Source organism: Neorhizobium lilium (assembly GCF_004053875.1).
GTDB lineage: Bacteria > Pseudomonadota > Alphaproteobacteria > Rhizobiales > Rhizobiaceae > Neorhizobium > Neorhizobium lilii.
Genome location: NZ_SBIP01000003.1, coordinates 617,045 through 643,703, shown reverse-complemented (window position 1 = coordinate 643,703; position 26,659 = coordinate 617,045). Strand labels below are relative to the sequence as shown.

Sequence of the window (26,659 nt, the reverse complement as noted above, 5' to 3'; positions counted from 1 at the left end):
AGGTCAATGAAATCAATTATCTTAAGCAAATTAGGCATTTAGTTTTTGTTGGAATACTGTCCAGGTTCCCCAGCCAATCTTTTTTCTGCTTTATTCGAGCTTTCCGTAGCACGGCTCCCTTCCCAACAGTCATTCCTCCGTCCGGCCCGAGCTCTCCCGATTGTGCTCGTAACTGTGCTTGACCGGAAAGGGCGGCAGCCAGGATTCGCGGCGTATCGACCAGAGTTCGTAGGTCGGCTGAAATTGATCCTGGGCGTCAAGCGCTCCCAGGTTGACTTCCACCTCGTCGCCTGAGCGTCCGAAGACCGGGGAACCGCAACGGGGACAGAAATGACGCCCGGAATATTCGCCTGTTTCACCCTCTACCGTCACGGCATCTGCCGGGAAGATGGCGGACGCATGAAACAGGGCTCCATGATGCTTGCGGCAGTCGAGACAGTGACAGAGGCCGACCCGATAGGGTTGCCCCGTCGCCACGACCCGAACATTGCCGCATAGGCAACCGCCGGTAAATCGATCCATTCCGCGTCTCCTCCTCAAGGTCAGCAGGCAAGACATTAAACCCCAGATCGGCGGAACCGCAAATCTGTGCCCTACATCTGGCTTGGATCGCTGTTCGCGCTGGTCATTCCGCGTCTCGTTAATCGTTCAGTGGGATGCCGTTGGCGTTGCAGATTCCGAAGCGATCGCTTCATGAGAATAAGGCAAGCCGCTGCTTCACGTCGATTTGTATGCGCGCTGTTACGACCGGAGACTGATCTTCCTAAACCGTGCCCCTATATATCCGCTCGACGGAGGCCGAGGTCCGTCGGCAAAGGAGAACAGGCGTGAAGATCGACAGGAACGGCTCGCAGCCATCTGCGAAAGGTCCATCGGACTGGTTTACCGGAATCGTGCGGATTGACCCGCTGTTTGCGGCCAATGACTCACGCAGATCTGCCTCGGCGGCGGTAACGTTCGAGCCCGGCGCCCGCACCGCCTGGCACACGCATCCGCTTGGGCAAACCTTGATCGTGACGGCGGGCTTCGGTCTGGCGCAGCGCGAGGGCGGCCCGGTCGAGGAGATCCGTCCAGGTGATGTCGTCTGGTTCGAGCCGGGCGAAAAGCATTGGCACGGCGCCTCCCCAACCACTGCGATGACCCATATCGCCATCCAGGAAAACCTCGACGGAAAGGTCGTGGACTGGATGGAGCACGTTAGCGACCAGCAATATCAGGCAATCTAAGGACGACGCATGCGCCCACGCATCATATGCCACATGACAAGCTCGGTCGATGGCCGACAACTGCTTGATCGCTGGACCAAGCCGGCATCCGGCATCGAACCGGCGATTCTAAGCGGCCATTACAACGAGATCTACAAACGGCTCGACACCGCGGGATGGATCGTCGGCCGCAAGACAATGAGCTACTACGCCGAAGAGCGGGCGCCGGAGACGGCAACCCCTGAGGTACATCCGGCCGGGCCGCGGGAGAACCATTTTGCGGATCGCAGAGGCCGTGCGCTTGCCGTCGGCGTCGACCTGCAGGGGAAGCTTCACTACGATAAGGACAATGCCGAAGGCGATCATATCGTCGCCATTTTGGGACCCGGCGTGTCAGACAGCTACCTTGCCGAATTGCACTCCATCGGCGTCTCCTATGTTTTTGCCAAAGACCGCGAAATGGGGTTGGGCCATGCCCTGGAGGCGATTGGGGAGGCATTTCAGGTCGAGCGGCTTTGTCTGCAGGGCGGCGGCACCATCAACGGGGCGTTCCTGAAGGCTGGGCTGATCAACGAGATCAGCCTGCTCGTCTACCCCGGCATAGACGGGCTTTCCGGCATACCGAGCATTTTCGAGTATCTTGGCGGGCCGGATGAAAAACCCGCAGCAGGCAAGTCCCTTCGTCACGTGCTGACGGAGACGCTCGAAGGTGGAACGGTGTGGCTGCGCTATCTCGTGGAGCAGGAGCCTGCAGCCTGATCGTCAAACGATGGGGTGCATGGTCTTCTGCGTCATAGCTCCAAAACCAATCGACATTCGGGGCTTGGGGCGTGGCTTGCCTGCCACGCATGTTTGCAAACGACGAAACGAATCTATCCCTTAGGGGGCATTCGGTTCTATCTACCGCCGAGCGGCGGCCCAAGGCTGATTTGATTGGTGACGACCTACTGCCGACCGTTCCGGGCCCGGGGGAGGCATAGGTGGAAAATAGTCGATCGACCATGAAGGCGGCAGGGTGGATGATGGCGTCGATCGCCCTGCTTCTGCTGATGGCGGTTTCGGGTCGTGCCATTACACGCGAGATCGACGTTTTCCAAGTGATGGAGATGCGCTCCGTCATCGCCTTCTTCATGCTCCTGCCGCTCGTCTATCGCGAGGGTGGTATCCGGGGGATGGGCACCCGCATTCTGCGTAGCCATATCGGCCGCAACGTCGCGCATTATATCGGCCAGTTCGCCTGGCTGATGGGTCTCACGATGATCCCGATGGCCCAGGTCATCGCCATCGAGTTCACGGCGCCGACCTGGGCTGCCATCATGGCCGCCGGTTTCCTCGGCGAGCGGCTGACATGGCGCAAGATCGTCGCGATTCTGTTCGGGCTCGTCGGGGTCGTGCTGATCCTGCGGCCGGGTGCCGCACCGCTCAACCCGGGCCATCTGATCGTGCTCGGCGCGGCCTTCGTCTTCGCCATCTCCTTCATCACCACCAAATTCCTGACACGCTCGGACAGTGCGACCAAGATCATCTTCTGGATGCTCATCATCCAGTCCGTCGTCGGGCTTGTGCCGGCGCTACGGGTCTGGACCTGGCCATCGGCCGGTCTCTGGCCTTGGATCTTTCTGATCGCCTTTACCGGAACCTTTGCCCATTACTGCATGGCAACGGCACTCGCCCATGCCGATGCCACCGTCGCCATGCCGATGGATTACCTGCGAGTGCCGCTGTCGGCCCTGCTCGGCTACCTGCTTTATGCGGAAGTGGTGGATGGAATAACGGCGCTCGGGGCGGTGCTGATCCTTGCGGGCAATCTGTTTAACCTGCGCCGGCCGAATGCCGGCTGCATTCGCGCAACGCCACCCTGATTCAAGACTTGGCTTCTGGACTGATCGACTAGGAATCTTTGTCCTTGCCGAGCCGGATCGCGCGAAGACGAGCGGTTTTCTCGTCCCTGGCCTTCTTTTCCGCTTCGGCGGTTGACCGGGCAGTCTGGTTGGTCTGTTCGGCTGCAAGGCGCTTGCGGTCGGCCGAGGTGATCTTCTGAGGGGCATTATTGGACATAAGGGTAACCTAGGCGCGGGAGAATGATCGGCAAGGCTTGGACGATACCGGCAGGCCTGCGGGGGCGGTATCGCCATTATCTGAGCACTGCTCCGGCGGCCAGCAGCGACACGACGAACGCGACCAACAAGAATGTCTCGATGTTTTCAGGCATTGCTCCTCCGAAGAAGCCAAACAGGCAGGAGGGCAGTCGGTTCCGCAACGCGGGGAGCAACAGAAAATTTTCTGTGCTCACCCGCGCGCACGCCGTCGCGGGCGGATCGCGCCGGGCGTTCTTGTTGGTTGATAGATGAAGAAGTTACGATTTAGATGGGGACAATCGACCCCACCTTCAAGAGGGTTTTCCGCTATCGGGCAGCACAAAGCCGATAAGAATACCGAGTTCGGCGCGGCGCTACTTTAGTTTGGTGCGGGATGAAACTTTCTTCCTCCTTCCCCGTTAGGTGGGTGTCGCGAGGGCAGTGCCCCGTCCCCCGAAAAGAGTTCTGTCCCCCAATCGAACTCCTGCCCTCGCGATGACTTACCTTGCCGAAGCCAGAAATCGGCCTAGCTCTGCGCCCAACAAGGAAGATGCAATGGACGACCCTTCGGCTCAACTTTCGGAAATTGCACAACAGCTTGCGGCACTGGCTGCCGCTGCCAAGCAGCTGTCTGAACAACCTCTCTTCGAACCCGACCTGCCTGCGAACGAGAACGATCCCGCTCCACCCGAGGGTACGAACGATCTTGTCGAGGCGCCTTTTTCCTCAGGTAATCCAAACCGTTAGTTGATCGAACGCCGGATAAATTTCCAGGCTGGTCGACAAATGCCTATTTCCATCCTACCTGTACAAAACCGCCACTGGAACAAGAGCTGGGGCGGAACGGAGAGGCGTAACCTCTCATTTGCAGGCAAGGACCATTATGGCAAATACCCAATCTGATACGGCTGATCGTGTTCGCAAAATCATCATGGATCAGCTGGGCCTCGACGCGACCAAGGTCGTGGATACTGCCAGTTTCTCCGACGATCTCGGAGCCGACTCGCTTGAAGTCGTGCAGATCGTGATGGAGATCGAGGAAGCTTTCGGCATCGAGATCAGAGACGACGCTGCCGACACAATTCTCACTGTCGGCGATGCGGTCAATTTCGTTCTGACAAGCCAGAAGCAGCCGGCATTGAAAGATTAGGCGGGCGATGGCGCCCCTGCACCGCTGAAACTTCAAGGTCACCTGTCATATAGCGACTGGAATGCGCGTCAGCATGGCAGGGGCCGGGACATGTCGTCCTTGGCGGCGAGCCGCCGCATAGGAAAGCGCTCCTCGGATTATGCTGTCACTGTAAGGCTTCTTGACCACGCCGACGCCGGCGCGGCTTTCCAGAACCATTTCGGGATTGCCTGTCGTGAAGACGACGGTCACGCCATGACGCGCCTTCAATGTCTCGGCGATCTCAGGCCCCGTCACGCCGTCGCTGAGGCGGACATCGACGAAGGCGATCTCGGCGCCATCGACCACCTCCAGCGCCTCTTGCTTGTTGCTTGCCAATCCGACGACTTCATGGCCGAGTTCCGACAGCATATTTTCGAGATTCATGGCGAGGAGGAATTCATCTTCGACAACAAGTACGCGCATGTGAATTTCGAAGCCCTATTTCCTGTGCGCAGAGGCTGAATATCACCTCTACTGTACCAGAACTACGAAGCTTCCCCACACGTTCCACATTTTAGGGGCGCTTCAGGGTAAATGGAAACAGTCCTATCGGCCCCTAAGCCCTGCAGAAAGCAAAAGGGCGGCACGTGCCGCCCTTGAAGCTATTTGGACTTCTTTCCCGTCTCGGTGCTGCCGGCAAGCTTCACCTGAGAGCCCTGCGTGGATACGGCTGCAGGAGCCGCCTTGTCCTTCTTAGGCTTTCGCGTTTCGCGATTGCTACGTACTTGGCCCTTGGCCATGGCTGTCTCCTCATTGTCGACTGAACTGCGCAAGCAGTTGCCTATCCATTATGATGTGGCTTTCCAATCCGCTCAAGCGGATATCAGGGCCAAGGCGGAGGTAAGAGGCGTTAAAGGTCCTCAAGAGCAAGCGGCCACAAAAAAAGGGCGCCGGAGGCGCCCTTTCCTATCGATATTGGATTAGATCCGGCCGGTTACGATCAGGTCTTCGTCTTCGTCCCGCTGGCGACCACCGAGAGCTGCGGCAGCACAGGAAACGAAGGCACCGACCAGAAGCGACAGCGAGCCGATGAGAGCCGTCGTTGCAGCTGCCTTGCGGGCATCGTCGGCTGCTTTCTGTGTGGCAACCTTGGCATCGTCGATACGCTTCAGCACGGTATCGACACGGGCCCGCGATTCTTCCGGCGAAAGACCTGTCCGGGCGGCAACAATGCCGGCCATATAGGCCTTGTCGTCTTCCGGAATACCGCCGGCCGCAGCACCGTTCACGAGGATGCTGGAGATCTCGGCAGTGGCGGCACCGTTATCGCTTTCGGCGCGGGCAGAAATCTGCTGCGGGCGCAGAAGCGCGTCGGTAAAGTAGCTGGTGGGATTGCTCGACGAGGAATCGCTGGAGGAAGCTGCGGCTGTCGTTCCGGCAATGCCGGCAGTCTGCGCAACCGATCCCACTGCCTGTGCGCCAGCACCGGCAAGCGATGTCAGCGACGAGGTCAGGAAGCCGGCGACGATGATGGTTGCGATCGCCCAAGACACGAAGCCATGCGCCGTGTCGCGGAAAAAGACCTCATCCGTGTGGACTGCCGCCCATTTTGTGCGCAGACGACCGGTGATGTAACCGCCGAGTGCCGCTGAAAGCCACTGCACCACGACCAGCCAGATCGCGGCGCTGACGCCGACGGTGGCAGCCGAGCTGCTCTGGCCGGACCAGGGCGAGATCATGGTCAGGCCAAGGCCGGAACCGAACATGACCAAGATCAGGGTGACGCCGATGGCCGAGGCCACGCCGCCGAGGATAGGGCCCCAGCTTATGCCTGATTTGGAGGATTCGACCGGTAGGGCCGATGTCCCGCTTGTTGATGTGAACGCCATGATGGGTTCTCCTCAGCGCATGAAGAGAACGAGAAGAATGATAATCGGCAGGGGAATGCCAAGCAGCCAGAGAAGAATACCGCGTCCCATGATGAGCCTCCTAGATAGTGTTGTTAGTGGTTCGGTGTGGTGCAACAATCGTTCTGGATGGTTTTCGTTCCCTAAAACGTGATCTCCTGCCATTCATCCAGGTAAGGGTGCCTGCCCTGCGGTGGTCGCCGGCTTAAATTCCTTTACGCGAGCCTCGCCTTCGGCTCCGATGGCCTTGCGGAAAAGCCGCAGGAATTCTTCCGCCTCCTCCGGCGTCAAGACGCGCAGCATCACCTGTTGAGCCGCTTCCACTGCAGGCAACACGCCTTCAAGCGTTCTTCGACCTTCATCGGTTATCTGAAGTATGTGGCGCGGCCTGATCGACTACGAGAAGATGTTCTGCCCGGATTTGAAGTCGGCAAGGACATGTTCGATATGCGCGGAATAGATCGGCAGCAGGGTTGCATGGTGGTGGTGCGGCCGGACCAATATGTGGCGCATGTCCTGCCGCTCGATGCTCATGAGGAGTTGGCGTCTTTCTTCGAGGGCTTCATGCTGCCGCAGATCGCCTGACCGTCTGGAGCAAGGGCCATTAGCCTTTGGCCGCCCTGGGTTCGCTCGGCGGCCACCCGCCGGACCTTCTGCCAGCGTTCCAGTTCCAGTTGCGCATCCGGCAGGGCGCGGTGGGCAGGCGACACGGGAGGTTCCGTCGCGGCGATGACCTCCCTGACCAGCTGGCGGATCTCCTTATCCGGCACGGTTTCGCCCATGATGTCCCGCGCTGCCGTGGCAAAGGCTTCGTCCGACTTCGCCAGCCGAAGGGCATGCCTCGGATGACCGGCGCCGCGCAACAGCGTGCTCAGCCACTTGCCGTCCCAGGACGGCGCGCTGGCAAACAGGTCGTGTCCGGCAAGCTCCCGCAGCATTTCCTCGGCCACGTCCTCCACCGCAATGCCCTGCGCCATCAGAAGACCCCTAGTGATGCCGTGGATCTTTTCCGCCTCGTAGGACCAGTCCGTCCACTCCGGGGTTGGTCGGATCAGTCGCGTTGTGGATCGCCCGTCTTCGAACACCCAGGCGATTTCGATCGGGTAGCTGTCCTTGCGCAGCGATGAGGCTTCGAAATCCAGGAAGACGATCATGCCTGAACCACTGGCGATAAGGTCACGGCCCCACCGAGCCCGGCTGGGAATTCTGATGGTGATGTGGGCGCGGCATGAATGGCCTCTGTTTCGACAGCTCCGACCACATTTAGGGCGGTATTGCCATGCTGGCTACCCCGCAACAGCCGGCCTGATACTTGCATTGAGCAGCTATACATGTGTCATGCAGGCAAGGGGCAGTCAGCAACGCGCAAGATCGACAATGGCCGATAAGAAGAACAAGAAAAGAAGTGCCAAGCCCCGGTCGCAAAAGCCCCGGCCTTTGTTGCAGCAATTGGCGGCAGTTCCCGGCAAGCTTTTTGCCGGCGCCTTCCGCAAGCAGTATGGCGCCCTTTGCTTCCGCTATATCGGTGATGGCCCGGAGATCGAAATCCTTGTGATAACCTCCCGCGACAGCGGCCGCTGGATCATCCCCAAGGGCTGGCCGATGAAGCGCAAGACCCCTTACGCCGCGGCCGCCACGGAGGCCTGGGAGGAAGCCGGCGTCCTCGGCACTGTCCGTAAGAAGCCGGTTGGACACTACACCTATTTGAAGCTGCTGGACGATAGTGAGGTCTTGCCTGTGGTGGTCGACGTGTTTCAGATCGAGGTCTCTGAAATCAAGACCGACTTCAAGGAGCAGGGCGAACGGGTTCTTGCCTGGGTCAGCTCCGACGAAGCGGCGCGGCGGGTGCGCGAGGTGGAGCTCAAATCGCTTCTGGTGGATTTCAGGCCGCACGGAAGAACATCCCGGTCCACTCGCCGGAAACCTGTAAAACGCGTCAGATCTAGTTGAGGACCGGCCGTCCGCCGTTCTGCTGCGAGATCCGGCTTTGCAGCAACTCCCCCTGCCGCTCCAGAACGGGATAGGCGGTGGAGGCGACGAGATGCGAATTGATCTGCTTGAGGTCGCGCAACAGGTCCAGGTGCAGCGAGCTGCTTTCGGCAGTTTCGACGTCGCCCTTCTGCAGGCGCCGGAAATGCTCGTCCGTTCCTTCGCGCTCGGCCTTGCGGAAGACGATCTTCTCGTCGGCGAGAAGACGCGCCACCCGCTCGTCCTGGGACATGAAGAGCGCAGCTGCCGTCCTCAGATTGGAGCCGAGGCGGTCGATCAGCCGGCCGAGTTCCCTTTGCCCTTCCTCGGAGAATTTAAAGCCCCTGCGAAGCCGCTTTGCCAGATGCGGCAGCACGTTCTGGTCCAGCACGTCGCCAGCATGTTCCAGCCCGGTAGAGAAGAGCAGGATTTCGCTGAGCCGCTGCCGGTCCGCCTCGCTGAGTTCCTCCGGGTCGATGGAGGTGAGATAGTGCTTCACGGCCGTGTTCAGGCGGTCGAGAATATTGTCCTTCTGGCGCAGGAGCGAGAGCGCCCGCCGGTCGGTGCTGGAAAGGGCGGCCTTGGTGCCCGCAAGCATGTCCTCGAGCACATCCACCAGCCTCAGAACCTCGCGCGCCGCGGCCTGCAGCGCAACCACGGGCGTTTCCTTGGCGGATGGGTCGAGGTAGCGCGGGTGTCCCGGATCCGTCTCGTCCAGCCTTTGCGGCATCATCCGCACCAGAAAATTGGCGAAGGGTGTCAGGAACGGCATGACGACGAGCGCGACCGCGAGGTTGAAGGCCGTATGGAAGTTGGCCACCAGCCGCGCGCCGTCGTCGTCTATGGCCGTCATCCAGGCCGTGATCGGCTCAAGAAGCGCAAAGACCACGGTAATGCCGAGAATGCGGGTGACCAGATTGCCGACGGGAAGCCGTTTGGCGGAAAGGTCGTGGCCGGTCTGTCCCTCGACGACAGGGTTGATGGCCGTGCCGAGGTTTGCCCCAAGCGTCAGCGCAAAGGCCTGATAGGGATCGAGCAGCCCCTTGCTGGCCAGCGACATGACCAGCAGCACCACGGCGACGCTCGAATGGGCGGCCCAGGTCAAGGCCGCCGCAAGCAGCAGGCTCAGCACCGGCATCTGCGATATGGCGCCGAGGATCGCCTGGAACGCTGCAGTGTCGGAGTATTCCGTGAGCACGCCGAGAAGCTGATGCAGGGCGAGAAGCATGAAGCCGATGCCGATGAAGACGCGGCCGAGGTCGTGGATCTGCGGGTTCTGCGCGCGGCGGAACATCAGAACGCCGATCAGGATGAGCGCCGGCGAGACAGCCGCGACGTCGAACGAGAGCACCTGCACGATCAGCGTCGTGCCGACATTGGCACCAAGCATGACTGCAAGCGCCGGAACGAGATCGACCAGCCCGCCGGCCGCGAAACCCGAGGCCATCAGACCGGTCGCCGTGCTGCTCTGGAGAATGGCGGTCACTCCCAGGCCGGCCAGAAAGGCCTTGAAGCGGTTGCTGAGCGTGCGGCCGAGAAACGAGCGGAGACTGGGGCCGAAGGCGCGCTGGATGCCCGTCTGCACCATGCGCGTGCCCCATAGCAGAAGCGCTATATGGCCAGACAAGGCAATGAGGGCAGTGATCACAGGCATGGGGTTCTCTTGAGGTGAGCGACAGGCAGATGAACTGCCGAGGAAGATAGCCAGCTAACAGATCCGAGGCGCCAAAGTATGGCAAGCTGCAGCGATGGTCAGGCACAGGAATATCATCAGCCGAGCCGCGATGTCTTCCGGAATGCGGCATTCGACACTGTATGACCGCCCTGACAAAGGTGCAGGTCGCGCACGCGCCATGAGGCTTTCTGAGCCACGCGGAAGATTCATTAACCGGCTCTAATCTTCAGCGTAAACCACCCTTTCCTTGGGCATCAAGCTCAACTAAATAAGATGCGTAATCAACCCTGGCCGCCATGAATCCCGACGCATTCAATTTCCTCTCCCATGACGGCAAACTTGCGCGTCTGATCCGAAATTTTGACTGGGCCTCCACCTCGCTGGGGTCGCCGGAGCAATGGCCGCAGGTCGTGAAAATCACGACGACGACGATATTGCAGTCGCCGGTCCCCATCGTCACGCTGTGGGGCGAGGAGGGCATCATGATCTACAATGATGCCTACTCCATCTTTGCCGGAGGACGGCACCCGCAACTTCTCGGCTCCAAAGTGCGTGAAGGCTGGCCGGAAGTTGCCGATTTCAACGACAATGTCGTGAAGGTGGTGCTCGCTGGCGGAACGCTCGCCTATGAGGACATGGAGCTGACGCTTCATCGCAGCGGGCAGCCCGAACAGGTCTTCATGAACCTCGATTACTCGCCCGTCATGGACGAGAACGGCAAGCCCTGCGGCGTTATGGCGATCGTGGTCGAGACAACCGGCAAGGTCAGGGCGGAGCGGTGGCGGCAGGGCGAACAGGGGCGCCTGCGTCGCATGTTCGAGCAGGCGCCGGGTTTCGTAGCGATGATGCGCGGTCCGGACCATGTCTTCGAACTCGTCAACGCCGCCTATCGGCAACTGGTCGGCGATCGCGATCTGGTCGGGCTGACGGTGCGCGAGGCACTGCCGGACCTGCACGGCCAGGGCTATTTCGAACTGCTCGACGAGGTCTACAGGAGCGGCAAGCCCTATGAGGGCCGCGCCATGGCTGTCGATGTGCGGGCGTCCGAGGATGCTCCGGTAGAGCGCAAATATGTCGATCTCGTCTATCAGCCGATTTCCGACGAGGAAGGCGGCGTCATCGGCATCTTTGCTCAGGGCACCGATGTCACCGACCGGGTCGTTGCGGACGAGGCGCTGAGAGCCGGCGAACGGCAAAGCCGTCAGATCCTCGACGGCGCCACGGACTATGCGATCCTCGCCCTGGATATGGAGGGCAAGATCTTTCGCTGGAACGAAGGCGCACGCCGCATCTTCGGCTGGACGCAGGAGGAAACGCTCGGCCACTCCTGGGAAATGCTGTTCGTGCCGGAAGATACGGCATCCAACAAGCCGCGAGAGGCCATGGATGCAGCCTGGCAGCTGGGAACGGCGCATCATGATCGCTGGCACATCCGAAAGACCGGTGAACGGTTCTGGGCCAGCGGTTCCATCAGCCGGCTCCTGGACGAGGCAGGACAGCCGGCAGGGCTGGTCAAGGTGCTGCGGGACCTCACGGAGGAGCACCTGGCGGCCCAGGCATTGGCCGAGGCCGAGACAAGCCTGAGACGCGCACAGGAGGCGGGCGGCGTCGGCGTGTTCTCGCTGGACCTGGCAACCAACGTCCTCAATCCGACCCCCGAATTCTGCAAGATCTACGGTCTGCCGGAGAGTGGCGACATCTCCATCGAGCGGATCGAGGCTCTGGTGGAAGAGGAGGATCGCAACACCGCATCCACGATCGAAAGCCGCCGCAAAGGAAGCTCGCTGCTCAATGTCGAGTACCGCATTCGCCGTGCCGATGACGGGCAGAAACGGGTCATCGCTCGCCGGGGTGAGTTCGAGTGGGATGCACAGGGCAATCCGGTGCGGTTCGTTGGCGTGGTGCAGGACATCACCGAGCGGCGCAGAGCGCAGCGCGAGATCCGCGAGAGCGAGGCACGTTTCAGGGCCTTGGCGCAGGCGATCCCGAACCATGTCTGGACAGCTCGGCCGGACGGCCATCACGAGTGGTTCAATGACAGGACCTATGAATATTCGGGGCTTGTAAAGGGCACGCTCGACGGAAAGAACTGGATCCAGATCGTCCATCCGGAAGATATCTCCGCAGCTTCGCAAGCCTGGAGCGAAGCCATTGCGGCAGGCGATACCTACCAGATGGAATACCGCCTGCGCGACAGGACGGGCGCCTATCGCTGGCACATCGTGCGCGGCGTTCCCATCAAGGACGAGACCGGCCGGATCATGCGCTGGATCGGAACGAATACGGACATTCAGGAACAGCAGGAAAGCAGGGCCAAGCTCGAAGAGCTGAACCGAACGCTCGAACATCGGGTCGCCGAGCGAACCGCAGAGCGGGACCGGATGTGGCGCCTGTCGACCGACATCATGCTGGTCGCCGATTTCGGAGCAGCGATCGTTGCGGTCAATCCTGCCTGGAAGACGATCTTCGGCTGGGAGGAGGACGATCTCCTTGGTCGCTCCTTCATGGATCTTATCCACCCGGAAGACGTGGCCGCCACCTTGGCCGAGGTCGAAAAGCTGAGCGAAGGAGTGACGACTTTCTCCTTCGAGAACCGGTATCGCGCCAAGGATGGAAGCTACCGCACGATCTCCTGGACAGCCGTGCCGGACGACGGTTTCATCCACGCAAACGGTCGTGACGTGACGGAGGAGCGAGAGGCCGCAAAAGCCCTGCGCACGACGGAAATGGCTCTCCAGCAGGCACAGAAAATGGAGGCGATCGGCAACCTCACCGGCGGCGTGGCGCATGATTTCAACAATCTGCTGCAGGTCGTGGCCGGCAATCTCCAGCTCCTTGCAAAGGATGTCGCCGGGAACGACAAGGCGCAGCGCAGGGTCACCAATGCCCTTGCAGGCGTTGATCGCGGAGCGAAACTTGCCGCGCAACTGCTGGCTTTCGGCAGGCGGCAGGCGCTGGATCCCCGGGTCGTCAATGTCGGCCGCCTCATCCGCGGCATGGACGAAATGCTCCGCCGCACGATCGGCGAGGGCATCGAAGTCGAAACCATCGTCTCCGGCGGTCTCTGGAACACTCTGGTCGATCCGATGCAGATCGAGAACGCGCTTCTCAACCTCGCCATCAATGCGCGCGACGCCATGGACGGCTTCGGCAAGCTGACCATCGAGGTCGGCAATGCTTACATCGACGATGCCTATGCCCGGCTTCACGATGATGTTGCACCAGGTCAATATGTGGCGCTTTCCGTCTCCGATACCGGCACGGGGATGCCGCCGGAGCTGGTCGCGAAAGTGTTCGAGCCCTTCTTTACCACCAAGCCCGAGGGGAAGGGCACCGGGCTTGGGCTTTCCATGGTCTATGGCTTCGTCAAGCAGACCGGCGGCCATGTCAAAATCTATAGCGAGATCGGACACGGTACGACCGTGAAGATCTACCTGCCCCGTTCCATGCAGCAGGAAGACCTTGAGGTCAGTCATGCCGACCAGCCGGTCGAGGGCGGGCAGGAAACCATTCTCGTTGCCGAGGATGACGAGGGCGTGCGCGCAACCGTGGTCGAACTGCTGCAGGAGCTCGGCTACCGGGTTCTAAAGGCGCCGGATGCCACTGCAGCGCTGAACATCATCGAAAGCGGCGTGGCGATAGACATGCTGTTCACCGACGTCGTCATGCCGGGCGCGCTGAAGAGCGCGGAGCTGGCGCGAAAGGCCAAGGAGCGTATGCCGAGTCTCGCCGTGCTGTTCACCTCCGGCTATACCGAAAATTCGATCGTCCATGGCGGCAGGCTCGATCCGGGTGTTCAGCTCCTCTCCAAGCCATATACGCGCGAAGCGCTGGCCCTGAAGATCCGTCACGTCCTGAACAACGAGAAACAGGTAAAGGTCGCTGTCGAGCGGCGGGAGGAGCCACAGGCAATAATTGCCCCCGATCCGCAACCCGTGCAGCGCGTTCATCCGGGAAGATCTTGTGTGCTGTTGGTCGAGGACAATAGCCTGATCCGAATGGCGACCGCAGATATGCTGTCAGACCTCGACTACGAAGTGATCGAAGCCGGCTCGGCGGAAGAAGCGCTATCGATACTGGAAGAAGGCGGGATCGACATTCTCGTCTCGGATCTCGGACTTCCGGGCATGTCGGGCGAGGCCTTTTGCCGGGAGGTTCGGCGTCGCTGGCCGCAAATCGGCATCGTGTTCGCAACAGGTGCAGATCAGGGGCCTCTTCTGGAGGATGCGTCGCGCACGGCACTTCTGCCCAAGCCGCACGGACTGGAGGAATTGCGGACTGCGCTGGAGGCAATCCGCTCCGCCTGATGGTGTTGGCAGCGCCACGCCCGAAACCTGAAGTCGATTGGTCCTAGCTGTTTGATCCCGGCAAATCAGGCTTTCTGCACAGCCGCGCCGCGCCTCGGATGCGGGACGAGCAGACAGGCAGGAACGATCAGCACGGCGATGACGAGCATGACCAGGAAGGTCGCATGCAGCGCCTGCTGCAAGGCAAGCCGTATCGCCTCGCCATCCGCCAGCACCGCGCCGGTGCCGTTCAGCAGCGTCCGCAATTGCTCCGGCGTGATCGTCTGGCCGTTGGTGGCATGCGCCAGACCGTAGGTCAGCACGGCGCCCAGCACGGCGGCACCCAGCGTGCTTCCCAGATTTCGCGAGAACACGTTCGAGGCCGTGGCGCTTCCGCGCTGGTCCCAGTTCACGCTCTCCTGCGTCAGGATCAGCGCACCGATGTTCAGAAGGCCCATGCCGAAGCCCATGACAAGCGAGCCGACGCCGGCCAATACTGGCGAGCTTGACGGCGACAGGAAGACTAGAAACAGCGTGCCGGCTGGGATCAGCAGTGAACCTGCGATCATGATCGGACGCAGGCCCAGGCGATGGAACTGGCGCGAGGCGACTGTCGCTCCAAACGGCCAGCCGAGCAGAAGCATGGTCAGCGCGAAGCCTGCAATCAGCGGCGAGCGGTTGAGCACCGTCTGCACATACATGGGCAGGAAGGTGGTGAGCCCCATGATGGACATGCTGGCGAAGAAGACCGCGACATTGGAGAAGGCGATCGGGCGCTTCAGCCAGAGATCGGGCGCCACCATGGGCGCTTCCGCACGACGCTCCTGCCAGATGAAGGCAACGAGTGTGACGACGAAAATGACAAGCGCAATCAAGGTATAGCTTGACGACGTACTTTCCATTTCAGTGAGCGCGATCATAAGTGCGGAAATGGAGATGGCGAACAGCCCTGCACCGAGCACGTCGATCGAGACCGATCGCGTCTGCTTTTCCTCATGCAGGAACATCATGAAGCCGAGCGCTGCCAACAGACCCACCGGCACGTTGATCCAGAAGATCCAGGCCCAAGGCAGGTTGTGGATGATGATGCTGCCCAGCAGCGGGCCAACGACCGCCGAAAGCGCCCACACGCTGGCAAGATAGCCCTGCACCTTGCCTCGCTGATTGCCCGGAAACATATCTGCGACCACGGTCATGGCTACGGGCTGAATGGCACCGGCACCGATGCCCTGCAGCAGACGGAAGGCAATCATGGAGGGCATGGACCAGGCAAAGCCCGCCAGTACGGAGGCTGCGAGGAAAAGCGCGATGCCCAAGAGGATCATCGGCTTGCGGCCATAAATGTCGGCCAGCTTGCCGAAGACCACGGTCATGGCCGTCTGGGTCAGAAGGAAAGACGAGAAGACCCAGCTGTAGAGGTTGATCTGGCCGAGCTGCGCGGCGATCTGGGGCATGGCCGTCGATACGATCGTGGCTTCGATCGCGATCATCGCCATACTGGCCATGACCGCGACGACCACGAAGGCGCGGTGAGAACGATTGTCTTTCATGAAATGAAGTCCAGCGCGCAAATGCGTCTTGCAGGTGGGGAATCGGCGGTCGAACGGCCGTCAGCACATTATGTGTGTACTAAGCATCCGGACCCAGGCGTCAAGAATGAATTTGATGAAAATCAAATGCGGGATTGAATGTTGCGGTCGAGCCCGCCGGCGGGAAGACAGCGTTCCCGTTGAAGGACCAGATGGTCGTTCAGGTCTGCCAGTTAGCGTCCCAGCCAATTCATCGCCAGGCGTTGCTTGCGCAAGTAATCAGCGAGGCCACTCCGAGCACCATCAACAGCACCACGAAGGTCGGCAGAACCAGCTTCAAAGAGGGCGCAGTATCATTTTCCCAAACACATATGCGCGGATAGACGTATCCGCGCATATAATCAAACATGCGAACCACAATATTGCCCTCACGCCTTGCGACCGGTCCCGATTGCAGGTCCCAACGCACGTTCCGTGACGACGGGACCGAGGCTGAACGTCACCATGTCCGGGACACAGCACACCGCGCCGGGCTCGTGATCGCTTTCGAACATGGCGAAGTGCACGGCGGCGGCACGGTCGGTGAACAGGCCTCCGACAAGCCCGTCGCGGTCGGAAACGACCCAGCGGCCTTGCGCGTCGCGACCGACGGTGAAGCGGATGCCCCGGGCGTTTGCTTCGGCATTGAATACTGCTCTACCCATGACACGGCTCCTCAACTGACCCGCAACGCGACGGCTCCGGCCAAACACAGCAAGAGGCTAAGCACTCCGGCCAACCTGAGGAATATACCGAGTTCAGGCTCCGCGCCTCGGACTGCTGTGACACTCCGAGGCCGCGCGTGTTGCGCAAGCCGGGTTCGATTGAATGTGTCTTGACGACCGTACACGAGTTCTCTCCGTGCTGAATGTGGCGGCTCCGGCGACGAGATGTCGCAGAGCTGGCATCGAAGCCGATGCACACCCAAGATAGCGGTTGCCGCATAGGCTTTCGATTGGTGCCGGCCTGCGCAGAAATAGAGAATCCATAGGCATTCGATGATTTTTCATTTGCACCGCAGCATCGGCAGCGGCATGGTCAGGCATCCAAAAAGACTTCAAGACTGGACGGGAAAATCATGGCAGCAGATGCGATCGTGCTGGGAGCCGGCATCGTAGGGGTATCGACGGCATTGCAACTCGCCCGGCGCGGTAAATCGGTCGTTCTCATCGACCGGAAAGAGCCGGGCCTCGAGACCTCCTACGGAAATGCCGGCCTGATCCAGCGCGAAGGCGTCGTGCCCTACGGTTTTCCGCAGCAATTCGGCATGATCCTGCGCTATGCGCTCAACAATCGCATCGATGCTCATTATCATTGGAAGGCTATCCCCTCCGTCACATCCTTCCTGGCGAAATACTGGTGGCATTCCAACCTGACGCGGCATCAGTTGATCGCCCGAGCCTATGCGCCGTTGATCGAGCACTCGATCTCCACGCACAACGAGCTGATCGAGGAGGCCGGTGCGGAAGCGCTGATCGCCAAGAACGGCTGGACCGAAGTCTTCCGCACCCGCGCCAAGCATGACAGCGAAATCCGTGAGGCGGACCGGCTGAAGCGGGAATACGGCGTCGCCTTCAAGGAGCTGTCCGCTGCCGATATCGCCGAGCAGGAACCGAACCTTTCGACGGATTTCGTCGGCGGGCTGAAGTGGGAAGACCCGTGGTCGGTCAAGGACCCGCTGGCGCTGACGAAGGCCTATGTCGCGCTGTTCGAGAAGCTGGGCGGTCGCGTGATGAAGGGCGATGCGAAGACCCTGTCGCAGACAAAGACCGGCTGGCGCGTCGTCGTCGCCGACGGCACGGTGGAAGCCAAGGACGTGGTGGTGGCGCTTGGCCCATGGTCGGACACGGTCACCAAGCCGCTCGGCTATAATTTCCTCGTCGGCGTCAAGCGCGGCTATCACATGCACTATGCCGCCAAAGGCAATGCCAAGCTGAATGGCTGGACCATGGATGCCGAGCGCGGCTATTTCCTGGCGCCGATGAACCAGGGTATTCGCCTGACCACCGGTGCGGAGTTCGCTCGTCGCGATGCGCCGAAAACGCCCGTGCAACTGGAGCGCGCCGAAGCGGTGGCCCGCAGCATCTTTCCATTGGCAGAACGTCTCGACCAGGAGCCGTGGATGGGCGCCCGCCCCTGCACGCCGGACATGATGCCGGTCATCGGCAAGGCGCCGCGCCACGAAGGCCTGTGGTTCGCCTTTGGCCACGCGCATCATGGCCTCACGCTTGGCCCGGTGACGGGTCAGATTATCGCCGAGGCCATTACCGGCGAGAAGACGCTGATCGATATCTCAGCCTATCGGCCCGAACGCTTCGGCGCCTAGAGTGTGTCCGGGCTAAATAGAAACAGTTCTGTTGGCTCAAGCGGGAGCAGATGCGAGGAGAGCGGCGGCGAGTCGTAGCCGTCGCATACGGCCAAGCCGCTCGACAGTGAGACGAACAAGCAATCGATCCAGTGAATCGATTGCCCGCCGAACGATGACCCGCTTCAGCCAACCCGAAAGGCCGGGTGCTTTTCCGCCATTATCTTCGGCAGAACGGTTCAATTTAGCCCGGACACACTCTAGTCTATTTAGGCGGAAGCTTCCGGGTAGCGGCCAGTGAAATAATAGGAAGCCTGTACACGGACGACCGATTTGAATTGCGCAACGATTTTTCCCGCCTCCTCGGCCGGCACCATCAGCGCAAGGCGAAGGGTAGCTGCGGCCATGTTGAACATCAGGAAAAGCGTGTTTCGATAGCTATCCTTCAGCGGCTCCAACACGAACTGTTTCGTGTTTTCAAACAGAAGCTCCGACTGGAAGCGGATTTCATTAATGTCCCGCTCGGCCAGCGTCTTGTCCGCCTGGATCGCGTTGATAAGGTCTTGAGTGGCGGGCTTTTCGCGCATTCTCACATAATAAAAGTCGAAAAGCTTTTCCGCTACATCAAGCGCCTCATCGGCGGACGCGATCATGGATGTGTAGCCCGCGACAGTCAAACGGACATCATCCACATAGCGTTCATGCAGCATGGCAATGATGGCTGACTTGTTCGGAAAATACTGGTAGACGGAAGCAATCGGGCCGCCCGAGAGCGCCGCGATCTCCTTCATCGTGACTGCATCTATTCCCTTTTGACCGATAAGCTCCATCGAGACCTTCAGGATCTCGTCAATGCGCTCGCGGCTTCTTTCCTGCTTTGGCACGCGGCGAAGCAACAAGCCGGCATTGCCATTACTGTAATCCTGCATTCTACTTTCGTCTCCTCGCACAGCCACCCCCCGCGCCGGCAACGAAAGCTCGGTCGGAACGGATTCACTTTAAATTTGCGGCTTTATACGTGCAAGGAAGAATTTCAGATCACGAGGGCAGATAATTTTAAATAACAAGCCGCAGCAGGCAGGTTCCGCCAAAGTCGATGGCGATCGGTCAAAGCCTGTTTTCTTCGGCCCGCCAAAGATTTTCCAATCCGGTGAGTGCACTGTCAACGATCAAGTCTATGGATGCATCTATATCGACGGTCACGACGCCTTCCTCGCCTTGCGGCGATTCCAGCGTGGCAAGTTGGCTATGCAAAAGCGAGGCCGGCATGAAATGGCCCTTTCGTTCTCCCATCCGTACGGAGAGAAGCGCTTCCGATCCATCGAGGAAAACAAAATACAGGGGACCTTGGCTGGCTGTCCGCAACCGCTCGCGATAGCTTCGCTTCAACGAAGAGCAGGTGGCGACGATGCTTTCGCCCCTTGCCTTGGCCGCTGCAAGCTCGCCTCCGATGGCATCGAGCCAAGGCCAGCGGTCGTCATCCGTCAGCGGAACGCCATGAGCCATCTTGTCGATATTGGCCTGGGGATGAAGCCGGTCGCCTTCCACGAAGATCCATCCCAGACGCTTGGCGAGGTTTGCTGCTATCGAGGTCTTGCCGGCCCCGCTCACTCCCATGACGACGACTGCCTTGGCTGACCGCTTTTCCATCTCCGACTCCCGATTGCAAATGCCTGTTTTGCCGCAGAGGGGCCGAAACGGCCAGGGATGTCAACAGCGGGCGGAGGCTCGGAAAGGTTTAGCCGGCGCCTGCACAAACAAAAATGCCGGCGATCCGCCGGCATTCAAGCTTGGTCTGGCTGAGGGTTTCAGGCGGCCGGTGCGGCAACCTTCGGCAAGTTGACCCTGGGCAGATTGACAGTATCGATTCCCAGCAGGAAATTGATCTGCGGACGCGCCTTGACGAGGTCGTCGATCGTATATTCCGTCAGAACGTCGAAGAAGGCATTGAGCGCCTTGCGCAAGGCGGCATTCAGGCCACAGCTATCCACCAGCGGGCATTCCACCGCCCCGTCTTCGAAGCATTCGGCCATGGCGAAGCTGTCTTCGGTGACCTTGATGACATCGAACAGGGTAATGCGGTCGGCGGGCCGGCCGAGCTTGACGCCGCCATTGCGGCCCCGCACCGTCGCCACCAAACCGGCCTTGTTCAAGGGTTGGAGAATCTTGAACAGGAAAAGTTCGGAAACGCCGTAGGCGCGGGCGATTTCCGGGATGCGGCTCAGATAGCCTTCATTGGCTGCGCAATACATGAGCATGCGCACAGCGTAATTGGTCTGCTTGGTCAAACGCATCATCGTCTCCCGGTCTCTTAGACCGCTTATATAAAGGCTCAAGCAGTTTTGAACAATTCCAAAATAAGAAAATGCTGCTCAAGTTTGCGCGGGGCGACATGGAGTTATTTTCGCGCCTAGTCAGCCTCCGACTTCCATGTAAAAATGAACGATGGTTGCCGACGATCTGCATGAGGTTCTTCTGATTTTGTACAATGCCGGCGCCTCGCGCGTCCCGGCAAGCGATGTCGAATGGAGCACCCAGATGGCACCAGCCCTTAATCGCGCGTTCAGCATGCAGTACATCATATATCGGGACACATCGAGAGGCCGCCGCTTCTCTTTGACTGAATCGGGCTATCTGGCAATCGGCAAAGAGCCGCCGAACTACATGTCCATTTCGCGGATGTTCAGGTCCATGCTCGGGCTTGAACGCTGAGGGTGTCGCGATCTGTCAGATTCGCTTTCCACGCTTTAAGCCTTGTTTTATCGCATGTCGTTGACGCAAAACCGATACACACTTTTACACACTTTTGCGCGACATGCTGTAGGATCAATCGACACCTATACGTAAAAGCCGAAGTTCATGACGATCCAGACCGCGATCCCGGCCGTCAGGAGGATGGCAAGCAAAGCCATGCTCCTTTTCGTCAACCGCGAGCGGCGGGCTCGCTTGACGTCCCACTCATACACCATTGAACAGAACTCCCACTCCTACTCAACCGGCTAAAGTAGAGTGGGATTCCCTCGCGTCAATGGCAGGTTGCAGCGGGTAAAACAGAGAGAGGCCGGTATCCCGGCCCCTCCCATGCTTGACATCACTTCCCCGGGCTCGATCTCACTTCATCGTCGGCATGACGAATTCGGCCCCGTCCTTGATGCCCGAAGGCCAGCGGGCGGTGATGGTCTTCGTCCTAGTCCAGAACTTGATCGAGTCCGCACCGTGCTGGTTGAGATCGCCGAATGAGGACGCCTTCCAGCCGCCGAAGGAGTGATAAGCGAGCGGCACCGGGATGGGCACGTTGATGCCGATCATACCGATATTGATGCGGCTTGCGAAATCACGTGCAGCATCGCCGTCGCGTGTGAAGATCGCGACGCCGTTGCCGTATTCGTGCTTCATCGGCAGCGACAGGGCCTCTTCGTAGTTCTGCGCCCGAACGACGGACAGAACCGGTCCGAAGATCTCCGTCTTGTAGATTTCCATCTCCGGCGTCACGTGATCGAACAGTGAGCCGCCGACGAAATAGCCGTTCTCATAGCCCTGAAGCTTGAACCCGCGACCATCCACCACCAGCTTTGCACCCTCTTCGACGCCCTTGCCGATCAGGCCGTTGATGCGCGCCTGCGCCTCCTTGGTGATCACGGGGCCCATATCGGCCTTGTCATCGGTGTATGGCCCGATCCGCAGGGACTCGATCTTTGGCGTCAGCTTTTCCACGAGCCGATTGGCCGTATCTTCGCCCACCGGTACGGCGACGGAGACGGCCATGCAGCGCTCGCCGGCCGAGCCGTAGCCGGCACCCATCAAGGCATTGACCGCCTGGTCCAGGTCCGCATCCGGCATGATGATCATGTGGTTCTTGGCGCCGCCGAAGCACTGGGCGCGCTTTCCGTTCATGGCCGCAGTGCCATAGACGTAGCGGGCAATCGGCGTGGAACCGACGAAGGAGATCGCGCCGATATCCGGATCTGTCAGGATCGCATCTACCGCAGCCTTGTCGCCATTGACGACGTTGAGGATGCCGGCCGGCAAGCCGGCCTCGATCATCAGTTCGGCCAGACGAATCGGCATGGACGGATCGCGCTCGGACGGCTTGAGGATAAAGGCGTTGCCGCAGGCGATCGCCGGCGCAAACATCCACATCGGGATCATGCCCGGGAAGTTGAACGGCGTGATGCCGGCGCCAATCCCGACAGGCTGGCGGATGGAATACATGTCGATCTGCGGGCCGGCGCCTTCGGTAAACTCGCCCTTGGAAAGATGTGGTATGCCGATCACGAATTCGCAGACTTCCAGACCGCGTACGATATCGCCCTTGGAGTCCTCGACAGTCTTGCCGTGTTCACTGGACAGCAGCGTCGCCAGCTCATCCATGTTCTTGTTGAGCAGATCGACGAACCTCATGAACACGCGAGCGCGGCGCTGCGGATTGGTGGCGGCCCATTTCGGCTGCGCCTCCTTGGCGTTTTCGACCGCGGCGCGGATCTCGGAAACGCCGGCGAGTGAGACAACCGCCTGAACTTCGCCAGTGGCCGGATTGAAAACGTTCGCGGTGCGGCCGCTGGTGCCGGCAACGCGCTTGCCGCCGATGAAATGTCCGATCTCGCGCATAAAAATATTCTCCCGATTTTCGTTGATGGGAGGATAACCCTGTTATTGCACAACGCAACGCCGTTGTTTACGCATCCGTTGTGCGTTTTTCGACATCAGGATGCTGCCATGAATTGGGATGACGTTCGTCTGTTTCTCGCCGTGGCTCGGGCCGGGCAGATTCTTTCCGCGTCACGCAGGCTAGCGATCAATCACGCGACGCTCGGGAGAAGGATCACGGCGCTGGAAGACAGCCTTGGCACCAGGCTGCTCATCCGCCGAACGAATGGCTGCATTCTGACCGTCGAGGGCGAGGCTTTCCTGCGGGCTTCCGAGCGGATGGAAGCAGAGATGCTTGATGTTCAGGCGAGCATGGGCCGCATCGACGCTGCCATCGCCGGCACGGTCCGGATCGGGGCGCCCGACGGGTTCGGCGTCTCGTTTCTTGCCTCCCGCCTCGGCCGTCTCACCCGGCGGCATCCGGAACTCAAGGTCCAGCTCGTTCCGGTGCCCCGCTCATTTTCCCTATCCCAGCGGGAAGCGGATGTAGCGATCACCATCGAACGGCCGGACCAGGGACGCCTCGTTTCCTCCAGGCTGACGGACTATACACTCGGCCTTTATGCGGCCCGCAATTACCTGTCGGAATTCGGCGAACCAAAGACGATCGAGGCCCTGATCGACCATTCCCGTATCGGCTATGTGGAAGACCTGATCTTCTCGCCCTCGCTCGACTTTACCGGCGAGATCATGCGCAACTGGAATGCCCGTTTCGAGATATCGAGTGCGACCGGGCAGACCGAGGCGGTCCGCTCTGGGGCCGGTATCGGCATCCTGCATGATTATGTGGCAAGGCAATATCCGGAACTGGTGCGCATCCTGCCACAAACGGTGATCAGGCGATCCTACTGGACGACCTATCACGAAACCACGCGGGATCTCCTTCGTCTGAAAATCGTCGTGGAATTTCTGAAGGAGCTGGTCGAGGAGGAGCGGAATATCTTCGTCTTCGACACGGATACACTCTAATCCGGCTGTCTAAAACGCATGCGGCCGGCTCCCCCAGGGAAACCGGCCAGCAAGCATAGGAGCTTCGCCCTTCAGTCGGGCGAAAATCTTTAGCGGATCAGGCGTGGCGGAGCGTGCCGACCGGCACTTTCAACGCAGCAGCAACCCGCTTCAGTTTGCCCGGATCGAGATCCGTGCCGTTCTCTATGCTGACGATTTCGTCATTGACGAGGCCGGTGGTGACCGAAAGATCCTCGACGCTATAGCCAGCTGCCTGACGGGCTTCCGCAACCAGCACCGCGACCTGGTTCGGTGCGAGCGTGTTTTCAGACGAGGCATGAAAATTTTTCATAGAAACAGTCATTGTCGTTCCTTCCAGATAAACCTGCCTTGGAGGCAGACGAAGGGATGGGCTGCGGCCCAAGACTTGGATGGCCTATACGGTAGGCATCCCGCTGCGCATTAAATAGACAATCCTGTGGCGGCGGCAATAGCTTATATTGCACCGCACAAAGAATTGTCCGATTCCGTACCCTCTTTAGCCTCTTTTCCAACGCTTTGTTGATCGGGGCGAACCAATTCGCCCCGCCGCGCGTTCTCTTGTCGCCAAATCGAGGACCTATCATGCGCCATATGTCGGCATTCTGGGGCAACATCGCTGAAGACGCGTCAAAAATGCAGACGGATGCCGACGTGCTGGAAGCGGCCCATCATCTGGTGGATATCCATCTCATTTTCCTGCGGGAGCATGAGATCGGCAACAGCATACTGGACAGCAATGAGCTTCCGGTTGGGAAAGACGCTTTCGTCAATGCCTTCCGCGTGGTGATCGCCACAGAGAACCGGCCGAATATACGCTCGCTGCTCGTCAAGGCCGGTATCACCCTCGCCCACTTCCAGGACAATATCGGTGACCCCATCATACTGCGGCCCGCCCCGGACTCCGAGCACAGCGCCTTTCGTGGCCGCGTCGACATCGCCAGGATCCGGACAGTCGATCGCGCTATTCTCAACCTTGGCGAGGAACGTCTGAGGCTGGCTCAAATATTCCAGAAGGCGTCCAGACTTGCCGAAGGGAAAAAGTTCTACCACGCCTGAGACAACAGGTTTACAGCCGGTGGTTCCTGGTTGAATTCAGTAGGTCCTGACCCCAATTCCCGCCCCCGCAAGCAGATTCCAGATTGTTACTGAGCCATGAGCATTGTCGCGTCATATGTGTATCACGAAGGCAAGCGAGGTGCCGCCTTCGAGGCCGGCCGGGATACAGTTCCCGACGATCCGGAATCCTTCGTATGGATCGGACTCCACGACCCTGTGGAGCAGGAGCTTGTCGGGCTTCAGAAGATATTCAAGCTGCATGACCTCGCTATCGAGGATGCGCTTGCAGCAAAGCAGGTGCCGAAGGTCGATATCTACGACGACCAGCTCTTCATCATTGCCAAGACAGCCCATCTGGATGGCGACGCCATAGAATATGGCGAGACCGCCATCTTTATCGGTCCCCATCATGTCATCACCGTGCGCCACGGCTCCGACCGCGGCCACAGCGCCTTGCGGCAGAGGCTCGAAACCGCTCCGCAGATCCTCAAGAAGGGTCCGGATTATGTTCTGCACGGCGTTCTCGACTTCATCGTCGATGGCTATCTGCCGGTGGTGCAAACGGTGGAGGACCGGGTTCTGGAGATGGAACAGCATATGCTGGACGCTGTTCTTGGCCGCGAACAAATCAAGCGCCTGTTCCGGTTGCGCCGGCAGTTGATCCGCTTCCAACGCGTGCTGGGGCCGATGACCGAAGTCTGCGGCAAGCTGAACAATCTCGACCTGCCCTGCATCGACGATGAGACACGCAAATATTTCCGCGACGTCTACGACCATGTCCGCCGGGTGGATGGCATGGTGAGCGGCTTGAAGGACGTGATCACGTCGGTATTCGAGGCCAGCAACCTGCTTGAGCAGCAAAGCCAGGGTGCGATCACTCGACAGCTAGCGGCCTGGGCGGCGATCGCGGCGGTGCCGACGGCCATTGCCGGCATTTACGGGATGAATTTCGAGAACATGCCGGAGCTCAAGACGGAGCATGGCTATTACGTGGTGCTGGGCGTCATTCTGCTCTTGTGCACATTCCTGTTCGGACGCTTCAAACGCGCCGGCTGGCTGTGAGCCAGCAGCAGCTTCAAACACTTATGGAATGGAAATGGTACGGTTGGGGGGTCTCGAACCTCCGACCTCAGGTGCCACAAACCTGCGCTCTAACCAACTGAGCTACAACCGCACAAAACAGCGTCTGACGCTGCGGTGGTCCCAATACGGCGATCAGGCGGATTATGCAAGCCCCTTCCGATTAGAAAAGGCCATTCCCGAAGATCCGCCAGACGAGTGCCGATCAGGACGCCTTGACGTTTCCCATGGCTTTTTCCACGGCGTCCTTGCCGGGCTTCGCGACGGTGTCGGCTAGCTTGAGCGCCGATTCCTGGATTGCCTTGGCTTGGGCGACCGTCATTTCCGCCTGGCGCCGAAGAAACGACGTCTGCAGTTCGACGAGTTCGGAAACCGACTTGACGCCCATCAAGGCCTCCATGTGCAAAAGCGACATGTCGGCGGTGGTGCGCAAGGCTTCAATCGTCTGGATGCCGAGTTCCATACTTCCCGCCTGAGCAGACTGCATTGTGGATTCAGCCGTTTTGGTAGCTTCCTCTGCCGCCGCCTTCATCTTAATGTAGGCTTCGTGCGTCTGGCTTGCTCCCTTTTCGGCCAGATCACGAAAACCTTCGGTGAACTTGGCTGGGTCAAAAGCAGAAAAGGAGAACATATCTTCAGTCCGGTATGCCATCGCAGTCAATCCTCCGTCGGCGTCACCTTCGGCGCCAAAACAGGCAGCTTCGAAGTTCCAGTGCCACAAATATAGACTTTCTTCTTGTGCGTTGCAATGTTTGTTGTGCGATGCACAATCAGCGGGGATGT

Annotated in this window: 29 protein-coding genes, 1 tRNA gene and 1 pseudogene; 14 read left to right on the top strand and 17 right to left on the bottom strand. The window is 59.7% G+C overall.

The window, feature by feature from the left end:
* Positions 1-129: 129 nt before the first annotated feature.
* Positions 130-522, bottom strand: coding sequence for a GFA family protein (locus tag EPK99_RS15600; RefSeq protein ID WP_128443993.1), 393 nt, complete (start codon positions 520-522; stop codon positions 130-132).
* Positions 523-827: 305 nt separating this feature from the next.
* On the opposite strand from EPK99_RS15600, the gene EPK99_RS15595 reads away from it, so the two are divergent.
* From EPK99_RS15595 to EPK99_RS15585, 3 genes are all read left to right on the top strand, one after another.
* Positions 828-1,226: a (R)-mandelonitrile lyase gene (locus tag EPK99_RS15595; protein WP_128443992.1), complete on the top strand. Its 399-nt coding sequence runs from the start codon at positions 828-830 to the stop codon at positions 1,224-1,226.
* A 9-nt stretch (positions 1,227-1,235) separates the two neighbouring features.
* Positions 1,236-1,964: a dihydrofolate reductase family protein gene (locus EPK99_RS15590; protein ID WP_128443991.1), complete on the top strand. Its 729-nt coding sequence runs from the start codon at positions 1,236-1,238 to the stop codon at positions 1,962-1,964.
* 221 nt (positions 1,965-2,185) lie between these two features.
* Complete coding sequence (locus tag EPK99_RS15585) at positions 2,186-3,067, top strand: DMT family transporter (RefSeq protein ID WP_425374206.1); 882 nt, start codon at positions 2,186-2,188, stop codon at positions 3,065-3,067.
* A 28-nt stretch (positions 3,068-3,095) separates the two neighbouring features.
* Here EPK99_RS15585 and EPK99_RS25330 read toward each other — a convergent pair whose 3' ends face one another.
* Positions 3,096-3,263 carry a hypothetical protein gene (locus EPK99_RS25330; RefSeq protein ID WP_164901787.1) on the bottom strand — a complete coding sequence of 56 codons (168 nt, stop codon included), beginning with the start codon at positions 3,261-3,263 and terminating at the stop codon, positions 3,096-3,098.
* A gap of 23 nt (positions 3,264-3,286) precedes the next feature.
* Here EPK99_RS25330 and EPK99_RS15580 point away from each other — a divergent pair, with 23 nt between their 5' ends.
* From EPK99_RS15580 to EPK99_RS15570, 3 genes are all read left to right on the top strand, one after another.
* Entirely contained in the window at positions 3,287-3,556 is a 270-nt protein-coding gene (locus tag EPK99_RS15580; protein ID WP_128443990.1) for a hypothetical protein, read from the top strand.
* A 282-nt stretch (positions 3,557-3,838) separates the two neighbouring features.
* The gene (locus EPK99_RS15575; protein ID WP_128443989.1) at positions 3,839-4,030 is read left to right on the top strand and encodes a hypothetical protein; all 192 of its coding nucleotides are present in this window, start codon (positions 3,839-3,841) and stop codon (positions 4,028-4,030) included.
* A gap of 136 nt (positions 4,031-4,166) precedes the next feature.
* Entirely contained in the window at positions 4,167-4,433 is a 267-nt protein-coding gene (locus EPK99_RS15570; RefSeq protein WP_128443988.1) for an acyl carrier protein, read from the top strand.
* Positions 4,434-4,478: 45 nt separating this feature from the next.
* Here EPK99_RS15570 and EPK99_RS15565 read toward each other — a convergent pair whose 3' ends face one another.
* From EPK99_RS15565 to EPK99_RS25320, 4 genes are all read right to left on the bottom strand, one after another.
* Complete coding sequence (locus tag EPK99_RS15565; protein ID WP_128443987.1) at positions 4,479-4,877, bottom strand: response regulator; 399 nt, start codon at positions 4,875-4,877, stop codon at positions 4,479-4,481.
* Positions 4,878-5,056: 179 nt separating this feature from the next.
* Positions 5,057-5,194, bottom strand: a complete 138-nt coding sequence (locus EPK99_RS25325) for a hypothetical protein (RefSeq protein WP_164901786.1) — start codon at positions 5,192-5,194, stop codon at positions 5,057-5,059.
* A 180-nt stretch (positions 5,195-5,374) separates the two neighbouring features.
* A complete protein-coding gene (locus EPK99_RS15560) occupies positions 5,375-6,283 on the bottom strand; it encodes a hypothetical protein (protein WP_128443986.1) in 909 nt (302 codons plus the stop codon).
* Positions 6,284-6,466: 183 nt separating this feature from the next.
* On the bottom strand, positions 6,467-6,637 hold the full coding sequence (locus tag EPK99_RS25320) for a hypothetical protein (protein WP_164901785.1): 171 nt from the start codon (positions 6,635-6,637) through the stop codon (positions 6,467-6,469).
* A 49-nt stretch (positions 6,638-6,686) separates the two neighbouring features.
* Here EPK99_RS25320 and EPK99_RS25745 point away from each other — a divergent pair.
* A pseudogene (locus EPK99_RS25745) lies at positions 6,687-6,886 on the top strand (hypothetical protein); the annotation flags it as partial.
* Here EPK99_RS25745 and EPK99_RS15550 read toward each other — a convergent pair.
* Positions 6,832-7,455 (bottom strand): 3'-5' exonuclease, encoded by a 624-nt coding sequence (locus EPK99_RS15550; protein ID WP_245582435.1) that lies wholly within the window; start codon positions 7,453-7,455, stop codon positions 6,832-6,834. The pseudogene EPK99_RS25745 and the gene EPK99_RS15550 sit on opposite strands and share 55 nt — an antisense overlap.
* A gap of 223 nt (positions 7,456-7,678) precedes the next feature.
* Between EPK99_RS15550 and EPK99_RS15545 the strand changes: the two genes are divergently transcribed.
* Entirely contained in the window at positions 7,679-8,251 is a 573-nt protein-coding gene (locus EPK99_RS15545; protein ID WP_128443985.1) for an NUDIX hydrolase, read from the top strand.
* Here the strand turns inward: EPK99_RS15545 and EPK99_RS15540 are convergent.
* The gene (locus tag EPK99_RS15540; RefSeq protein ID WP_128443984.1) at positions 8,244-9,923 is read right to left on the bottom strand and encodes a Na/Pi cotransporter family protein; all 1,680 of its coding nucleotides are present in this window, start codon (positions 9,921-9,923) and stop codon (positions 8,244-8,246) included. The two genes, EPK99_RS15545 and EPK99_RS15540, sit on opposite strands and share 8 nt — an antisense overlap.
* A gap of 317 nt (positions 9,924-10,240) precedes the next feature.
* Here EPK99_RS15540 and EPK99_RS15535 point away from each other — a divergent pair, with 317 nt between their 5' ends.
* Positions 10,241-14,251 carry a hybrid sensor histidine kinase/response regulator gene (locus tag EPK99_RS15535; RefSeq protein WP_128443983.1) on the top strand — a complete coding sequence of 1,337 codons (4,011 nt, stop codon included), beginning with the start codon at positions 10,241-10,243 and terminating at the stop codon, positions 14,249-14,251.
* 65 nt (positions 14,252-14,316) lie between these two features.
* On the opposite strand, the gene EPK99_RS15530 is transcribed toward EPK99_RS15535, so the two are convergent.
* Together EPK99_RS15530 and EPK99_RS15525 are read right to left on the bottom strand one after the other, a co-directional pair.
* The gene (locus EPK99_RS15530; protein WP_128443982.1) at positions 14,317-15,780 is read right to left on the bottom strand and encodes an MDR family MFS transporter; all 1,464 of its coding nucleotides are present in this window, start codon (positions 15,778-15,780) and stop codon (positions 14,317-14,319) included.
* A 407-nt stretch (positions 15,781-16,187) separates the two neighbouring features.
* Positions 16,188-16,463 carry a hypothetical protein gene (locus tag EPK99_RS15525; RefSeq protein ID WP_128443981.1) on the bottom strand — a complete coding sequence of 92 codons (276 nt, stop codon included), beginning with the start codon at positions 16,461-16,463 and terminating at the stop codon, positions 16,188-16,190.
* A gap of 413 nt (positions 16,464-16,876) precedes the next feature.
* Here EPK99_RS15525 and EPK99_RS15520 point away from each other — a divergent pair, with 413 nt between their 5' ends.
* Positions 16,877-18,124 carry an NAD(P)/FAD-dependent oxidoreductase gene (locus EPK99_RS15520; RefSeq protein WP_128443980.1) on the top strand — a complete coding sequence of 416 codons (1,248 nt, stop codon included), beginning with the start codon at positions 16,877-16,879 and terminating at the stop codon, positions 18,122-18,124.
* A gap of 248 nt (positions 18,125-18,372) precedes the next feature.
* Here the strand turns inward: EPK99_RS15520 and EPK99_RS15515 are convergent, their stop codons facing one another.
* The 3 genes from EPK99_RS15515 to rirA all read right to left on the bottom strand — a co-directional run bounded on the left by EPK99_RS15515 (position 18,373) and on the right by rirA (position 20,397).
* On the bottom strand, positions 18,373-19,032 hold the full coding sequence (locus EPK99_RS15515) for a TetR/AcrR family transcriptional regulator (protein ID WP_128443979.1): 660 nt from the start codon (positions 19,030-19,032) through the stop codon (positions 18,373-18,375).
* Between the two features lie 178 nt (positions 19,033-19,210).
* Positions 19,211-19,753: a gluconokinase gene (locus EPK99_RS15510; RefSeq protein ID WP_245582434.1), complete on the bottom strand. Its 543-nt coding sequence runs from the start codon at positions 19,751-19,753 to the stop codon at positions 19,211-19,213.
* 158 nt (positions 19,754-19,911) lie between these two features.
* The gene (gene rirA / locus EPK99_RS15505; RefSeq protein WP_128443978.1) at positions 19,912-20,397 is read right to left on the bottom strand and encodes an iron-responsive transcriptional regulator RirA; all 486 of its coding nucleotides are present in this window, start codon (positions 20,395-20,397) and stop codon (positions 19,912-19,914) included.
* A 151-nt stretch (positions 20,398-20,548) separates the two neighbouring features.
* On the opposite strand from rirA, the gene EPK99_RS15500 reads away from it, so the two are divergent.
* The gene (locus EPK99_RS15500) at positions 20,549-20,815 is read left to right on the top strand and encodes a hypothetical protein (RefSeq protein WP_128443977.1); all 267 of its coding nucleotides are present in this window, start codon (positions 20,549-20,551) and stop codon (positions 20,813-20,815) included.
* A gap of 399 nt (positions 20,816-21,214) precedes the next feature.
* Here the strand turns inward: EPK99_RS15500 and EPK99_RS15495 are convergent, their stop codons facing one another.
* Positions 21,215-22,711 carry a CoA-acylating methylmalonate-semialdehyde dehydrogenase gene (locus EPK99_RS15495; protein WP_128443976.1) on the bottom strand — a complete coding sequence of 499 codons (1,497 nt, stop codon included), beginning with the start codon at positions 22,709-22,711 and terminating at the stop codon, positions 21,215-21,217.
* Between the two features lie 108 nt (positions 22,712-22,819).
* On the opposite strand from EPK99_RS15495, the gene EPK99_RS15490 reads away from it, so the two are divergent.
* Positions 22,820-23,719, top strand: a complete 900-nt coding sequence (locus EPK99_RS15490; RefSeq protein ID WP_128443975.1) for a LysR family transcriptional regulator — start codon at positions 22,820-22,822, stop codon at positions 23,717-23,719.
* Positions 23,720-23,816: 97 nt separating this feature from the next.
* Here EPK99_RS15490 and EPK99_RS15485 read toward each other — a convergent pair whose 3' ends face one another.
* On the bottom strand, positions 23,817-24,050 hold the full coding sequence (locus EPK99_RS15485; RefSeq protein WP_425374210.1) for a helix-turn-helix domain-containing protein: 234 nt from the start codon (positions 24,048-24,050) through the stop codon (positions 23,817-23,819).
* 272 nt (positions 24,051-24,322) lie between these two features.
* Here EPK99_RS15485 and EPK99_RS15480 point away from each other — a divergent pair, with 272 nt between their 5' ends.
* Positions 24,323-24,796 carry a hypothetical protein gene (locus EPK99_RS15480; protein WP_128443973.1) on the top strand — a complete coding sequence of 158 codons (474 nt, stop codon included), beginning with the start codon at positions 24,323-24,325 and terminating at the stop codon, positions 24,794-24,796.
* Positions 24,797-24,892: 96 nt separating this feature from the next.
* Positions 24,893-25,858, top strand: a complete 966-nt coding sequence (locus tag EPK99_RS15475) for a magnesium and cobalt transport protein CorA (RefSeq protein WP_128443972.1) — start codon at positions 24,893-24,895, stop codon at positions 25,856-25,858.
* A 35-nt stretch (positions 25,859-25,893) separates the two neighbouring features.
* On the opposite strand, the gene EPK99_RS15470 is transcribed toward EPK99_RS15475, so the two are convergent.
* Together EPK99_RS15470 and EPK99_RS15465 are read right to left on the bottom strand one after the other, a co-directional pair.
* A tRNA-His gene (locus tag EPK99_RS15470) sits at positions 25,894-25,970 on the bottom strand.
* A 111-nt stretch (positions 25,971-26,081) separates the two neighbouring features.
* Positions 26,082-26,528 carry a phasin family protein gene (locus EPK99_RS15465; protein ID WP_128444245.1) on the bottom strand — a complete coding sequence of 149 codons (447 nt, stop codon included), beginning with the start codon at positions 26,526-26,528 and terminating at the stop codon, positions 26,082-26,084.
* Positions 26,529-26,659 lie beyond the last annotated feature (131 nt).

Bases quoted from the DNA above. Each gene is read 5' to 3' on its own strand.
- EPK99_RS15600 (WP_128443993.1), bottom strand. From the start codon at position 522: ATGGATCGATTTACCGGCGGTTGCCTATGCGGCAATGTTCGGGTCGTG.
- EPK99_RS15590 (WP_128443991.1), top strand. From the start codon at position 1,236: ATGCGCCCACGCATCATATGCCACATGACAAGCTCGGTCGATGGCCGA.
- EPK99_RS25330 (WP_164901787.1), bottom strand. From the start codon at position 3,263: ATGTCCAATAATGCCCCTCAGAAGATCACCTCGGCCGACCGCAAGCGC.
- EPK99_RS15580 (WP_128443990.1), top strand. From the start codon at position 3,287: ATGATCGGCAAGGCTTGGACGATACCGGCAGGCCTGCGGGGGCGGTAT.
- EPK99_RS15575 (WP_128443989.1), top strand. From the start codon at position 3,839: ATGGACGACCCTTCGGCTCAACTTTCGGAAATTGCACAACAGCTTGCG.
- EPK99_RS15570 (WP_128443988.1), top strand. From the start codon at position 4,167: ATGGCAAATACCCAATCTGATACGGCTGATCGTGTTCGCAAAATCATC.
- EPK99_RS15565 (WP_128443987.1), bottom strand. From the start codon at position 4,877: ATGCGCGTACTTGTTGTCGAAGATGAATTCCTCCTCGCCATGAATCTC.
- EPK99_RS25325 (WP_164901786.1), bottom strand. From the start codon at position 5,194: ATGGCCAAGGGCCAAGTACGTAGCAATCGCGAAACGCGAAAGCCTAAG.
- EPK99_RS15560 (WP_128443986.1), bottom strand. From the start codon at position 6,283: ATGGCGTTCACATCAACAAGCGGGACATCGGCCCTACCGGTCGAATCC.
- EPK99_RS15550 (WP_245582435.1), bottom strand. From the start codon at position 7,455: ATGATCGTCTTCCTGGATTTCGAAGCCTCATCGCTGCGCAAGGACAGC.
- EPK99_RS15545 (WP_128443985.1), top strand. From the start codon at position 7,679: ATGGCCGATAAGAAGAACAAGAAAAGAAGTGCCAAGCCCCGGTCGCAA.
- EPK99_RS15540 (WP_128443984.1), bottom strand. From the start codon at position 9,923: ATGCCTGTGATCACTGCCCTCATTGCCTTGTCTGGCCATATAGCGCTT.
- EPK99_RS15535 (WP_128443983.1), top strand. From the start codon at position 10,241: ATGAATCCCGACGCATTCAATTTCCTCTCCCATGACGGCAAACTTGCG.
- EPK99_RS15530 (WP_128443982.1), bottom strand. From the start codon at position 15,780: ATGAAAGACAATCGTTCTCACCGCGCCTTCGTGGTCGTCGCGGTCATG.
- EPK99_RS15525 (WP_128443981.1), bottom strand. From the start codon at position 16,463: ATGGGTAGAGCAGTATTCAATGCCGAAGCAAACGCCCGGGGCATCCGC.
- EPK99_RS15520 (WP_128443980.1), top strand. From the start codon at position 16,877: ATGGCAGCAGATGCGATCGTGCTGGGAGCCGGCATCGTAGGGGTATCG.
- EPK99_RS15515 (WP_128443979.1), bottom strand. From the start codon at position 19,032: ATGCAGGATTACAGTAATGGCAATGCCGGCTTGTTGCTTCGCCGCGTG.
- EPK99_RS15510 (WP_245582434.1), bottom strand. From the start codon at position 19,753: ATGGAAAAGCGGTCAGCCAAGGCAGTCGTCGTCATGGGAGTGAGCGGG.
- rirA (WP_128443978.1), bottom strand. From the start codon at position 20,397: ATGCGTTTGACCAAGCAGACCAATTACGCTGTGCGCATGCTCATGTAT.
- EPK99_RS15500 (WP_128443977.1), top strand. From the start codon at position 20,549: ATGGTTGCCGACGATCTGCATGAGGTTCTTCTGATTTTGTACAATGCC.
- EPK99_RS15495 (WP_128443976.1), bottom strand. From the start codon at position 22,711: ATGCGCGAGATCGGACATTTCATCGGCGGCAAGCGCGTTGCCGGCACC.
- EPK99_RS15490 (WP_128443975.1), top strand. From the start codon at position 22,820: ATGAATTGGGATGACGTTCGTCTGTTTCTCGCCGTGGCTCGGGCCGGG.
- EPK99_RS15485 (WP_425374210.1), bottom strand. From the start codon at position 24,050: ATGAAAAATTTTCATGCCTCGTCTGAAAACACGCTCGCACCGAACCAG.
- EPK99_RS15480 (WP_128443973.1), top strand. From the start codon at position 24,323: ATGCGCCATATGTCGGCATTCTGGGGCAACATCGCTGAAGACGCGTCA.
- EPK99_RS15475 (WP_128443972.1), top strand. From the start codon at position 24,893: ATGAGCATTGTCGCGTCATATGTGTATCACGAAGGCAAGCGAGGTGCC.
- EPK99_RS15465 (WP_128444245.1), bottom strand. From the start codon at position 26,528: ATGGCATACCGGACTGAAGATATGTTCTCCTTTTCTGCTTTTGACCCA.